Raw genomic sequence first — 13,248 nt, forward strand, 5'->3', positions numbered from 1 at the left:
TCCGGTTTCACGCCGGTGGTGACGGCCCGGGGGAGTGCCCCATGAGCGCGATCGTGTTTTCGACGAAACCCCTTGAAGGGGAACGGCCGCCGTCTTTGTCATGCTTCGTCGTGCGAGACGGCGGCCGTACGTCATTCGGGGGCGTCCTGCTCTCCGAGGCCGACGGGGAAGGCGTCGAAGTGGACGATGACGCGGGCGGTGTCCGGCGTCTTCTCGTCTCGATCCCTGGCCCTCTCGTGGTGCGCGTTCAGGACCTGGGAGACCTCCCGCGTCAGGTCGGCGAGTTCCTCCCGGGTGAGGCGCAGTGCCGTGTGCGATTGGACCCCGGCCTCGACCCACGGCCGGGGGGTGGTCCGTGACTCCTCCAGCCAGCGGGCGAGTTCGGCGCCTCGCTGGCGGACCATCTCCGAGAGCAGGAACTCGGCGGCGTCGGCGGTCTCCGGATCGCGGCGGAACCGGTCGCCGTCGAAGCCGAAAGAGCGGCTGCGCCACCAGCGCTCCTTGCCCTTGCCGCGCTCCGGTATGTCCTCGATGAGTCCGTGCCGGGCGAGCCGGCGCAGGTGATAGCTCGTCGAGCCGGTGTTCTCGCCGATCTGGGTGGCGAGCTGGGTCGCCGTCGCGGGGCCGTGGTGCTCGAGCAGCTCCAACAGGCGGAGACGTACGGGATGGGCGAGCCCCTTGAGCGCCGAAGCATCTAGCTCGTTGGTCTTGTCATGCATCGCGTGCAGCCATATCTTTGCAAAGGAAGGTTTGCATACTTTCCTTTACACGATACCGGAGGCATGGCAATGGGACGATCGTTTCGCTGGTTGTGGACGGCCTCGGGCCTGTCCAACGTCGGGGACGGCGTCGCGATCGTCGGCGTGGCACTCATCGCGGTGACCCTGACACGCTCACCGCTGCTGATCTCGCTGGTCAGCGCGGCGGCGGCACTGCCGTGGCTGCTGCTGACGCTGCACGCGGGCGCGCTCGCCGACCGGTACGACCGACGGCGGATCATGGTCATGGCCAACTGGACGCGTGCGGGCGTGCTGGCCGCGGTGGCCCTGACCGCGTGGCTGGGGGTGCTGAACCTGCCGGTGCTGGTGGCCGGAGCGTTCCTGATCGGCATCGCCGAGGTCTTCGCCGACACCTCGGCGCAGTCCGTGCTGCCGATGGCGGTACCGCGTGACCGGCTCGCCAGCGCCAACGGCAGGCTCATCGCGGTGCAGACGGTCGGCAACAACTTCCTCGGGGCACCGCTGGCCGGGCTTCTCATCGGATTCGGCGCCGCCGCCACGCTGGGGGCGCCCGCCCTGCTTTACGCGGTGGCGGGACTCGCCCTGCTTGGCATGCGCGGGCGTTTCCGCGTCGAAAACCCGTCCACGCGGCCTCTGCGCGCCGACATCGTCGACGGCCTGCGTTACCTGTGGAGCCATCGGGTCCTGCGCGCGCTCTCCGTCTTCGCGGGTGTGCTCAACTTCGCGAACGCGGCCTACTTCGCGGTCTTCGTCCTGTGGGTCGTCGGCGAGGACTCACGGGTGGGGCTCTCGCCCGGCGGCTACGGCGTTCTTGCGGCGACGCTGGCCTTCGGGGCGGTGACGGGCTCCCTGCTGGCCGAACGCCTGGCCCGGCGCGCCGGTCAGGTGCGGGTGCTGATCACCGCCGACCTGGCCAACAGCATTCTCCTGCTCGTGCCCGTTCTTGTCCCCAACGTCGCCGCCATCGGTGTAACCGCGGTGCTCCTCGGCGCGACCAACGCCGCCTCCAACGTCCTCCTGGTCTCGCTGAGGCAGCGGCTCGTCCCGGAGGAACTGCTCGGCCGCGTCCACGCGACCAACAGGCTGATCGCCATGGGGGCCACGCCCCTGGGGGCGGCGGCCGGAGGGCTCCTCGGCGCGGTTGCCGGACTGCCCGCCGTGTTCTGCGCCGCCGCCGCCCTCTGCATCGTCGCCGTCGCGGTCGTCTCCCGGCCCGTCACGACGCGCTCGGTTTCCGCCGCGGAGGCCGCGGCCCAGCCCATGACGGCCTCGACCCCGGCCTCGACGCCGATCCCGGCCTCGGCCCCAGCCCCGATCCTGACCTCGACCTCGACCTCGACCTCGGACCGGGGCTGAACTCGGCTGACCGAACCGAACGTGGATACGGGAGCCGCTCTCGCGCCGTTGGTGCTCAGTCAGATGCTCACACTGGCGCGTGCCACCGGGACACCCGGCAGCCTGATCATGCGATCCGTGACCCGACGGATCGACCCGGCCACCGGATGGCCCGTCAAAATCGTTCGCGGCTGGTTCATCGGGAACGGTGAGATTTCTCCGCTGAGCGGTAAGGAGATTCGTACGGCGTCCTGCATCGACCATCGGACCGGAGACACGTTGCCTCCGGAGCCCGCTGTCGAGTATGCCGACGCTCCACATTATCGACCGTGACAGCCGTGACCCTGATCGCGACCGCCGACGGCTCTCACCGGCGTCACCATCAACCCGCCGCCGGCCTGCCGCCGGATCTGTGGGTCACCGGGAAGCGAAGGACGGCGACCCGCCGCCGCTGGTCATGCGGCTTCTCCCTTACCCGTTCCTCTCCTGTCCGTGCGTCTACCCCGCCAGCCTCAGCGTCCAGCGGCGGGAGGGGTGGGTATCGCAGTTGTACTGGAGTGCGGTGACGTTGTTGTCGGTGCTCACTCCTCCGGCGATGGTCAGGCACTTCCGGGTCTGTGCATTTCGTATTTGGTAGAGGCCGGTGCCGGTTACGTCGGTCAGTGTCCAGCGGCGGGAGCGGTGATTGTCGCAGTTGTACTGGAGTGCGGTGACGTTGTTGTCGGTGCTCACGCCTCCGGCGATGGTCAGGCACTTCCGGGTCTGTACGTTTCGTATTTGGTAGAGGCCGGTGCCGGTTACGTCGGTCAGTGTCCAGCGGCGGGAGGGGTGGGTGTCGCAGTTGTACTGGAGTGCGGTGACGTTGTTGTCGGTGCTCACGCCTCCGGCGATGGTCAGGCACTTGCCGGTCTGCACGTTCGTCAGCATGAACGCGCGGGGAAACGGGGCCCGCGTGCGGTGTGCGGTGCCCTCCGAGAGTGAGGTCTTGCCTGCGTCTGTCGTCGCGTAAGCCCCGGTCGGAGAGAGGATGCCGGGCACGCCCACCGTGATGACGGTGGAAGCGACTGCGAGGCTGAGCAGATGGCGGAGGGAGCGGTTCATGGGGTTCTCCTTCTGATCGGCCCCGGCTTTCTGCGCCGTTCCGGGGCTTATGGCCGAATGAAACGGTCGAATGAAATTAATGCCATTCTCGACATATTAACGATTTGCCCGAATTTGGTTTATTTTGTGGTATCGAGAAGGCGGCGACGGCTAGTTGAATTTATCAAATGGAGCGGCTCTTGGAAATTGACGATATTGGTATTATTCGATCTCAAGGGAGGCCATCTCCATGATCCAGTCGTTTTTGTCCTGGATTTTTCGCGATCCTGATGTAATCCACGTGAGAAACGTGAGCCTTCGCGCGGGACCGGGGCGTCGAGGGGCATGCCGAACCGCCCGCCGTGTTCACCCGCCGCGAGGAGGAGAGGCGCCCGGCTGACGCGGTACGCCGCTCCTCGGTCAGATGGCGGGCGCGATGGCCTCGCGGTCGACGGTCGACCTCATGCCGGGTTACTTTTGAATGCCGGGTTGCTTCTGAGGCGGAGATCGCGGGGGGGGGGGAGGCGGGTGGTGGCTTCGGCGGCTCCGAGGAGCATTCCTGCGGGGGCCGTTCAGAACGGATCGTTCCCGTGGGAAGTCGTCGGGGGGATCATTCCCGCAGGGGTCGGTCGTCCAGGGCGGATCATTCCTGCGGGGAGTCGTCCAGGGCGAAGGTCAGGTAGCGGTCGGCGGAGCGGCGGACGGCTTCGGCGCCGTCGGTGTGCACGACCCGCTTCCACCAGCCGCCGTAGACGCGTTCGAAGGAGTACGGCTCCAGAAGGGACAGGGCGCGGCGGACCGTCCGAGGGCGCTCGGGGATGAGGTTCGGGTAGCTGTACATGAAGCCGACCCAGCGCCGGTCCTGCACCACCTGGAGGATGTCGCCGGAGAACAGGGCGCCCCGGCCCTCCTCGCCGTCGCGCCAGTGCATCACCTGGCCGCCGTCGAAGTGCACGCCCGCGTTGATCAGCGTCAGTCCCTCGAGGATCTCGTGAGTGTCGCCCTCCCAGAACACGACGGACTCGTCGGGGCGGGCCACCCACTCGCGGTCGGCCGCGTGAATGTGGATCGGGGCGTCGAAGGCGTGCGCCCACTCGACCATCGAGCCGTAGAAGTGCGGGTGGCTGATCGCGATGGCGTCGATCCCGCCGAGCTCCCTGACCTCTTTGATCACGTCGTCGTCGAGGTGGGTGACCATGTCCCACAGCACGTTGCCCGCGGGCGTGCGGACCAGCAGCGCGCGCTGCCCGATGGCCGTGGCGGGGTCGGTGCCGACCCCCACCACTCCGGCGCCCTCTTCGGCGATCTTCATCTTGTGCCCGGTCCGGCGCAGCTCGTCAAGGGAGGTCCATCGCTGGCCCTCCCACCCGACATACTGCCGCTCGTCATCGCAGATAGGGCAGTTCTCCCGCGGGCCGGCGTACTGGACGCCGCAGGTGACGCAGATGGGCAGATCGTTCACGGCGTTCTCCATCGGTCATCGGGTGGTCAGCGTGGCTCAGGGCAGTGGGCGTCCCGAGGCGGGCCTCACGGGGGAGGGACCACCCGAGACGATCCGGGTTTCGCGGGAGCGATGCTACTGGTCGGTGAGCAGCGCGTGGCCGGTGCGGAGCAGGCCTCGCAGCTCGTCGCGGGAGGCGATCCCGAGCCGGGGAAAGGCCTTGTACAGATGGTTCCCCACGGTCCGGGGGCTGATGCCGAGCCGGGTGGCGATCTCACGGTTGCTGGCTCCGCCCGCGGCCAGCCGTATGACGCGCAGTTGCTGCGGGGGCAGCCCGGGCGGCTTCCGGCCGGTGACCGGTTCGCCGGCGGCGCGCAACTCGGCGAGCGCGCGTTCCGCCCACGGCCGCGCGCCCAGGTCCTCGAAGACGGCGAGTGCGACGCGCAGCCGTTCACGTGCCTCGGCGGGGCGTCTGGCGCGGCGCAGCCACTCGCCGTGCAGGAGTGCGGTCCTGGCGTGGTCGTACGGCCGTGCGGTCAGCAGCCGGGTGGCGGCGGCGTAGAGCCGTTCCGGATCACGGCCTCCGAGCAGCGCCCGGCAGCGTATGACGAGCCCCGCGGGCTCCGGACGGCCCGTGCCCGCCGCCCATCGTTCGAATCGGGCCAGGTGCTCGAGCCCGGCCTCGGGGACGCCCGCCCGGACGGCCGCCTCGACCAGGTCGGGGGTCGCCCGCGGGTGCGGGGCCCCCTCCAGCAGACGCTCCAGGGAGAGGGCCGCCCGGGCCAGCCCGAGGTGGAGCAGTCCGGCCGCCCATACGCCGAGAGGTGTCGGGTCGTCGCCGCACCGGCGCTCGCCTTTCCCATCCCTTTCGGGCAGGTCGTCACCTTCGGGGAGATCACCGCGGACGGCGGCGAGCCAGGCGAGTACGGCGTTCAGATGATGGGCGATATGCGGTTGCCCCGCTTCTCGGGCGGCGGCCAGGCCCTCTTCGGCGGACGTCGCCGCGAGGTGATGATCACCGAGATGCAGCCGGGCCTCACTCAGCGCGAGCAGGGCGTACGGCAGGCGTCCCGGCATGCCCCTGACCCGCGCGTCGGTCACCAGCGCCGTGGCCAGCGCGAGTGCTCCCGGGTCGTCGCCGGCCAGCAGCAGCCCTTCGACGGGCCCGGACGGGCGCATGCTCGCCATCCGGGCGCGGACCGCCATCAGATTGCCCCGAACCCCGGGAGATCGGGGCAGCGCCTCCGCGCGGGCCGCCAGCCGGTGCGCCTGCGCGGTCAGCCCGAGGTCGGCGGCGCCCGCCGCGGCCGCGGCCAGCCGGCGGGCCCGTGCCCGAGGATCGGTGCTCAGCCGGGCGGAGTCCTCCATGGCGGCGGTGGCGGCGGCGCGGTCGGTCAGTCGTACGGCGGAATGATCCAGAAGGTCGGCGATCGCGGCGTCCGGGTAGGTGGCTCCGGCGGCCAGGTGCCGGGCGCCCCGCTCCGGTCCGAGGGAGTCGGCCAGCGCCCGATGGACCGCGACACGGTCGGCGATGGCCGATCTCTGGTAGATGGCCGGGCGGAGCAGCGGATGGGTGAATGTCACGCCGTCGCGACCGAGCCGTACGATCCCCGCCCGTTCGGCCGGGTAGAGGTCCGACGGGTGCAGTTCGAGCCGCCGGGCCGCCGCGTCCAGCACCGCCGCGTCCTTCGTGTCGTCCGCCGCGCAGAGCAGGAGCATCCGCTCCGTCGCGAGGGGTGTCTCGTCGTACTGCTCCAGGAGCCGTTCGGCGGTCTCGGGCCAGACTGTAATCGTTTTCAACATGGACGCGGCGGGGTCCTGCCTGGTCGTCGCGGAGAATTCCAGGAGGGCCAGGGGGTTGCCCTCGGCCGCCTTGCGGATCCGGTCCCGGGTGTGCGCGGGCAGGTCGCCCGCCGTCTCCGCCAGGAGCAGGCCGGCCGCCACCGTGCCAAGGGACCGGAGCGGCAGCTCGGGCAGCCCTTCCGCCGACAGCGGCGACGGCGCGTCCCCCGGGCCGGAGCGGACGGTGAACAGCAGCGCCATGGGCGCGTCGCCGAGCCGGCGGGCGGCGAAGGCCAGTGCCTCGGCCGAATGCCGGTCAATCCACTGAGCGTCGTCGACGAGGCAGACCAACGGCCGGGCGGCGGCGGCCCGGCGCAGCAGTTCCAGCATGGCGAGACCTGCCTGGAGCCGGTCGCCGCCCAGATCGGGGGCGTCGAGCACGGCCGGCAACAGCAGGCTGAGCCCGGCGAACGGCAGGTCCCGTTCACGTTCGAGCGCGCGCGCCCGCAGCACTCGCATCCCGGCCGCCGCGGCGCTCTCGGCGGCATGGTCGAGGAGGGCCGTCCTGCCCGCGCCGATGTCGCCGCGGATGACGAGCGCCCCGCCTTGGGAGGACCGTGCCCCTGCCAGCAGCAGGTCCAGGGCCCGTAACTCCGAGGTTCGGCCGTGCAACACGGGAGGAGATTACTGAATCGTGCTGATCTTTTCCGGTCCGGTCGGTGAACAGCGAATGAAAGATCAACCGTGAGGGAAGTTCGCCGGTTTTACTGTGGTTCGTGATGGCTGGTTCTGGTAATTCGGCAATGTCATGCGAACGTGGCTCCGGTCCGATGCTTCACGGCAGGGAACGGGAGCTGGCGCGGCTCAGCGGCCTGGCCGCCGACGTGCGGGCTGGTGGACGCGAGGTGCTGACCCTGCGGGGCGAGCCGGGAATCGGCCTGTCCGCCCTGCTCGACCGTGTCGCCCTGGAACGGATGCCGGTGATCAGAGGGCACGGCGTGCGGCAGGAGGCGAATCTGGAGCTCGCCGGTCTCCACCGCATTCTGGGAATCGAGGCGGGCGCCGACCGGCTCCGCACCGGCACGCGCGTCGCGGCCCTCCTGGCCGAGCGCGCCCGGGACACGGGACTGCTGGTACTGGTCGACGACGCTCAGTGGATCGACGATTCGACGGCCGACGCCCTGCTGTTCGCCGCCCGGAGGACCGTCGGCGCGGGCGTGGGCCTGATCTTCGCGGTGGCCGACACTCCCGTCCACCCCCGGCGGGACCGCCTCGGATCCTCCATGGTTCTCGGCGGAGGGCTGCCCCGGATGCGTCCCGGACGGCTCGGCGAGGCGGAGGCGGGCCGGATCGTGGACGACCGCGTCCCGGAGCTGCCGCCGCGCGTGCGGGCGCACCTCGTGGAAATCGCCGGGGGCAATCCGGGCGCGCTGGTGGCCCTGACCCAGGCCCTCACCGCCGAGCAGCGAGCGGGCCGGCTCGTCTCGCCGTGGGCCCCGCTGGAGTCGATCGCGGTGTCCCCGCCACCGGTCTCGGCGGGTACCCGAGCCGTGCTCGCGATACTCGCCGTGCTCGGCACGGCCGACCTGACGGAGATCATGCCCGTCGCCGCCCGGATCGGCGGGTCGATGTCGAATCTGGCGGAGGCCGAGCGGGCGGCCCTGGTCACCGTCACCGGGACGACGGTCGTCTTCAGCCATCCGCTGGCGCGGATCGCCGCCTACGCCGCCGCGCCGCTGGCCGTACGCGCCGCCGCCCACCTGGCCGTCGCCGAGGGATCGGACAGCAGGAAGGACACGCTCGGCTGGCACCGGGCCACCGCGGCGCTCGCTCCCGAGGAGGCGACGGCCGCCGTACTGGCGGCCGCGGCCGGCGGCCTGGGCGCGGAGGAGGCGGCCGACGCCCTCCAGCGGGCCGCCGAGCTCACCCCGGACCCGGATCGGCGGGCCGTCCGGCTGGGTCTGGCCGCCGCCGCGGCCCGTGAGGCCGGACAGCGCACCCGGGCCGTCGCCCTCGCCTACGAGTCGCGTCTGCCCGCCATGGCATGGCCCGCGGCGCGGGCGGTCGCCGAGGGACTGGAGGAGGTACGGCTGAGGGTGCTGGCGGGGCAGTGCGTCCCGGCACGGACGCAGGCGGAGCGTCTGGCGCGCGACTGCCGGCGAGGCGAGCTGTACGGCCGGCTGCCCGAGGCCCTGGAGGTCATCGCGGCCTGTCACATCGGTGCGGGCCGTTACCGTGACGCCGACATGTGCGCACGGGAGGGCCTGAGCTGGGCCGCGAGATCGGGCGACGGGGTGGGCGCGGCGCGGCTGAGCGCCGTCCGCGCCTGGGTCGCCGCCGTGACCGGCGAGGATGTCCCGCCCGGCACCGGCGAGGACGAGAGCTCGTCCGGAGCGGAGGCCGCGGCCCTGCGGGAGTGGGCGAGGTCGGCCGGGTACGCGGCGTCGGGGGAGTGGGAGAGGGTGCTGGAGCGGCCGTTGCCGGACGGGGTGCTCGCCGTACTCGCCGCTCCCGATCACGTCGAGGCGGCGGTCCGTCTGGGAGACCGGGCCGGGGCCATCGCCGTGTCGCTCCGCCTGGAGAAGGCCGCCGCGCTGATCGGCGCTCCGTGGGCGGACACGCTGGTGACGCGGTCTCGGATGCTGATCGCGGGTGGCTCGGCGGAGCCACCGCCGCGGGAGGGACATCCGTTCGACCGGGCACGGGCCGCGCTGTCGTACGGCGAGCTGCTGAGGAAGGCGCGGCGGCGAGGCGAGGCACGCCCCTGGCTGACCGAGGCGCTGGAGTGCTTCGAACGGCTGGGGGCGGCGCCGTGGGCCGCCCGCGCGGCGGCGGAGCTGGCGGCGTGCGGCTCCCCGGCGTCCACCGCCGCCCGGGGGACCGGGAGCGGCGACGACGTCGTGGCCAGGGCGGGGCTCACCCCGCAGGAGCTGCGGATCGTCCGGCTCGCGGCGCGGGGAGCCGTCAACCGGGAGATCGCCGTGACACTGGCGCTGAGCCCCAGGACCATCGGCTTTCATCTGTACCGGGCCTTTCGCAAGCTCGGGGTCTCCACGCGGGCGGAGCTCGCCGGTCTGATCCTTCCCGATCACCTTTGACCCGGGGTCCTCGCCGGTCTCATCCCATCCGGCCACCTTTGACCCGGGGTCCTCGCCGGTCTCATCCCATCCGGCCACCTTTGACTCGGAGTTCTCATCGGTCTCGTTCCATCCGATCACTTTTGCTCGGGGTCCTCGCCGGTCTCGTTCCATCCGATCACTTTTGCTCGGGGTCCTCGCCGGTCTCGTTCCATCCGACCACTTTTGGCTCGGGGTCCCGCCGGCCTCACTCCGCTCGATCACCTCTGGCTCAGGGCTTCACCGGCGTTGCGTTACCTGATCATCTCTGGACGATGACTCATGCCGTGCCGCCGCGTCGGCGGCGGGCACCTGGACGGTGACTCATGCCGCGTCCCCGCCTGGGCCATATGCGCCGGTACGGCGACCTACGTCGCGCTGCCGTGGGGGCTCCAGGTACCTGTACGGCGACTGATTCGACGCGGACCCGACGCGATCTACGTTTCTGAGCGGTGTGTGCGCATGCCAACTTTCGCGTGTCCAGCTGTGAGCGGTAGGGAGTCGGGATCATGGGCGTGGCGCATCAACGATGGAAGGTGGGCCTGGCCTCGGCGCTTGCCCTGGCGGTCGTGGGCGGGGGACCGGCGCCGATGGCCGCGTTCGCCGACCCCGCCCCGACGGGGGGTCCGGTGCGTGTGGACGGACAGCCCACGGGGGCCGAGAGGGCGGCGCAGGCCACGGCGGGCGAGCAGGCGGCACTGGCCGCGGCGCGCAGTTCGAGGCAGCCGGTCGAGGTCGCCGAACTGCTGACCGAGACCAGCGAGGTGATCGCCAACCCGGTGGGAAGCCTGACGTTGCGTCAGCATCTGAGGCCGGTCAGGACGAAGGTGAGCGGGCAGTGGCAGCCGATTGACGAGACGCTGCGGCGCAACCCCGACGGCACGGTCTCTCCGGGGGCGACGACGTTCGGCATGACGTTCTCGGGGGGCGGTACGGCCCCGCTGGCGACGATGGTCAAAGACGGCAAGACCCTCTCCCTGAACTGGCCCGACCCGCTGCCGGCTCCAGTTCTCGAGGGCGACACCGCCACCTACCCCGAGGTGCTGCCCGGCGTCGACCTGAAGGTCGTCGCCGACGCGGACGGTTTTGTCCACCACTTGATCGTCAAGAATCGCGAGGCGGCGAGGAACCCTCGCCTGCGGACCCTGAACTTCGGGATGAGCGGTCAGGGCCTCAGCGTGGCCACCGATGAGACCGGAGGTGTGAGGGCCACCGACGAGGCCGGAAACGAGGTCTTCGGCGCTCCGGCCCCGCGCATGTGGGACTCCTCCGACGCCTCCGCCACCCCGGGAGACGCCTCCGCCGCTTCGGGGCGGGCGCGGAACCTCGCATCCGGATCCGTCGCCTCGGGGCAGGAGCGGGCCCCCGGCGGTGAGCGGGAGAACGGGCCGCTCCGCAACGTCCGCATGGAGGCCCGGGTCACGCAGGACCGGCTGGAGATCGTCCCCGACGGCGCGATGCTCGACGACCCCGCGACGGTCTATCCGGTGACGATCGACCCGATCTTCAACGGCGGCTACAAGAACCACTGGGCGGTCGCCTACAAGAAGTCGGGCTCTCCCTCGCTCGCCGACACCTCCTTCTACGACGGCGGCAACAAGATCGGCAGCGAGAGCCCGCCGGAGGCGCGGGTCGGCTACGAGGGTGACACCGGCGGCACGGCCCGCTCCTACTTCGAGATGAACATCGCCGCGCTCAAGGGCTCCACGATCCTGTCGTCGACGTTCAACGTGTTCAACACCTACTCCTGGAGCTGCACCAAGACCGGTGTGGAGCTCGGCCTGACCGGGGGGATCAACTCCTCCACCGACTGGAACCACCAGCCCTCGTGGAGCCGTACGCTCCAGACCAAGTCCTTCGCCCACGGCTGGTCCACCAGCTGCGCCGACGCCGGTGAGGACTTCGCGGCCGCGGCGCTGAAGGATGCCGTCCAGGACGCCGCGGACCGGAACGCGGCCAGCATCACCCTCGGGCTGCGGGCGGACGACGAGGGCTCCAGCTCCGGGTGGAAGAGGTTCCGGGTCAACGGCACCAACCCGGTGCTGGAGGTCACCTACAACCACACCCCGGTGGTCGTCTCCAAGGCCGCGTTCAGGGGCCCGTGGAGCAACAACGGCAGCGACAACCCGATCGCCTGCAACAACGACCCCGCGACCTGGCCGCTGGTGGGCAACACGAGCGTCTCCCTGATCGCGAAGCTCAGCGACTCCGACGGCGGCAACCTCACCGCGAAGTTCAGCGTCTGGCAGGCGGGGGCGAGCACCGTCGCGACGCCGTCCGACGCCGTCGCCAGCGGGGGCACGGCGAGCGTCAACGTCGCGGCGGCCACGTTCAAGGACGGTCTCGGCTACCGCTGGACCGTGCAGGCGGCCGACGGCACCGCCACCACCGGCGGATCGGGTGACTGCGGTTTCACCGTCGACAAGACCGCGCCGACCAAACCGACCGTCACCGCCGTCGACGGCCACCCGCTGGACGTCGCGGAGGTCGCCGCCCGCAAGCCCCGTACGATCAAGTTCGCCTCCACGGACGCCCACCTGGACGGGTTCTGCTACTCCCTCAACCGCCCGATCTCGGTCGGCGGCAAGTGCGTCACCGGCACCTGGGTCGACGCGGCCAACGGCAGCGCCACGGTCACGATCGCCCCGCCGCGCTGGCCGAACAACCGCCTGCACGTCGCCGCGATCGACCTCGCGGGCAACACCTCGCCGTACGACGGCAGCGCCGGGGCGGTCAACACCAACACCACCCTGATCGTCACCGCCGCGCCCGAGTTCGTGCGCGACGCCGACGGGAGCGTCTCCGGCGACCGGGACGGCGACCTCGACGGCGACGGTTACGTGGACTTCCTCGCCGTCGCCAAGGACGCCCGCCTGCGGCTCTACCGGGGCAGGGGAGACGGCTCGATCCAGCCCGGCATCTGGTACGGCACCGGCTGGGGCGGCGCGCTGCTGGCCCACCGCGGTGACCTCATCGGGCCGGAGAGCGGGATGGGCAAGGACGGCTACGAGGACGTCTTCGCCCGGCTGTCCGACGGCAAGCTCTGGCTCTACCCCGGCAACGGCCTCGGCGAGCCGCAGGTGACGGGGCGCAGGGAGCTCAAGCACCCCGGCGGCACGACCTGGGCGTCCATCACCGGGCTGGTCGCGCCCGGCGACATCGACAACCAGCCGGGCGCCGACCTGATCGTCAACGAGGGCGGCAACCTCTACCTCTACACCGGCACCGCCGCCGGACCCCTGGCCACCGCCGCCAACGGGGAGCTGGCGACCCCGAAAATGATCGGCAACGGCGCCTGGGCGGACTACGACGTGATCGCACCCGGTGACGTGACCGTCGACGTCAACGGCGACGGCGTTCCCGACCCCGCCAACGCCGCCGACCTGATCGCCCGCCAGCGCTCCAACGGCAACGTGTGGATCTATCCCGGCGAGTTCGACGAGACCGGTTCCTACCGCCTCGCCCTCCGCAGGGCGTACGGCCCCGCGGGATGGACCCCGGCGAGCCGACCGGCGTTCACCTCCAACGGCAACGTCCAGGGCACGGTCGTCGCGGTCGACGGCGGCAGGCAGTTCCAGTCGACCGCGGGCCAGGAGACGCCCGACATCTGGTCGACGGCCCCCGGCGGGACCGACGACTCGGGCGTCCTCTACTTCTATGCCGCCACCCCCGTCGATCGCGGCCCGGTCACCACCGTGGGCCTCGACAGGTGGACCGCCGACGTCGCAGCGATCTTCTGATGGGAGCTCCCACG

Annotated in this window: 7 protein-coding genes; 3 read left to right on the top strand and 4 right to left on the bottom strand. The window is 71.1% G+C overall.

The window, feature by feature from the left end; genetic code table 11:
* Window positions 1–131: 131 nt before the first annotated feature.
* A complete protein-coding gene (locus tag DKM19_RS14685; protein ID WP_110696167.1) occupies window positions 132–719 on the bottom strand; it encodes a helix-turn-helix domain-containing protein in 588 nt (195 codons plus the stop codon).
* A gap of 69 nt (window positions 720–788) precedes the next feature.
* Here DKM19_RS14685 and DKM19_RS14690 point away from each other — a divergent pair, with 69 nt between their 5' ends.
* A complete protein-coding gene (locus DKM19_RS14690; RefSeq protein ID WP_239514258.1) occupies window positions 789–2,096 on the top strand; it encodes an MFS transporter in 1,308 nt (435 codons plus the stop codon).
* 477 nt (window positions 2,097–2,573) lie between these two features.
* On the opposite strand, the gene DKM19_RS14700 is transcribed toward DKM19_RS14690, so the two are convergent.
* From DKM19_RS14700 to DKM19_RS14710, 3 genes are all read right to left on the bottom strand, one after another.
* Entirely contained in the window at window positions 2,574–3,176 is a 603-nt protein-coding gene (locus DKM19_RS14700) for an RICIN domain-containing protein (RefSeq protein WP_204358803.1), read from the bottom strand.
* Between the two features lie 622 nt (window positions 3,177–3,798).
* Window positions 3,799–4,617, bottom strand: coding sequence for an MBL fold metallo-hydrolase (locus tag DKM19_RS14705; RefSeq protein WP_204358804.1), 819 nt, complete (start codon window positions 4,615–4,617; stop codon window positions 3,799–3,801).
* Between the two features lie 114 nt (window positions 4,618–4,731).
* A complete protein-coding gene (locus DKM19_RS14710; protein WP_110696171.1) occupies window positions 4,732–7,053 on the bottom strand; it encodes an AAA family ATPase in 2,322 nt (773 codons plus the stop codon).
* A gap of 155 nt (window positions 7,054–7,208) precedes the next feature.
* Between DKM19_RS14710 and DKM19_RS14715 the strand changes: the two genes are divergently transcribed.
* A complete protein-coding gene (locus DKM19_RS14715) occupies window positions 7,209–9,476 on the top strand; it encodes a LuxR family transcriptional regulator (RefSeq protein WP_110696172.1) in 2,268 nt (755 codons plus the stop codon).
* 527 nt (window positions 9,477–10,003) lie between these two features.
* A complete protein-coding gene (locus DKM19_RS14725) occupies window positions 10,004–13,234 on the top strand; it encodes a DNRLRE domain-containing protein (RefSeq protein WP_162641486.1) in 3,231 nt (1,076 codons plus the stop codon).
* Window positions 13,235–13,248: the final 14 nt, after the last annotated feature.

Origin of the sequence: Streptosporangium sp. 'caverna' (assembly GCF_003203775.1) — a bacterium.
Lineage (GTDB): Bacteria > Actinomycetota > Actinomycetes > Streptosporangiales > Streptosporangiaceae > Streptosporangium > Streptosporangium subroseum.

Excerpts from the sequence above, each read along its gene's own strand:
- DKM19_RS14700 (WP_204358803.1), bottom strand. The coding sequence starts at position 3,176 with ATGAACCGCTCCCTCCGCCATCTGCTCAGCCTCGCAGTCGCTTCCACC.
- DKM19_RS14685 (WP_110696167.1), bottom strand. The coding sequence starts at position 719 with ATGCATGACAAGACCAACGAGCTAGATGCTTCGGCGCTCAAGGGGCTC.
- DKM19_RS14690 (WP_239514258.1), top strand. The coding sequence starts at position 789 with ATGGGACGATCGTTTCGCTGGTTGTGGACGGCCTCGGGCCTGTCCAAC.
- DKM19_RS14715 (WP_110696172.1), top strand. The coding sequence starts at position 7,209 with ATGCTTCACGGCAGGGAACGGGAGCTGGCGCGGCTCAGCGGCCTGGCC.
- DKM19_RS14725 (WP_162641486.1), top strand. The coding sequence starts at position 10,004 with ATGGGCGTGGCGCATCAACGATGGAAGGTGGGCCTGGCCTCGGCGCTT.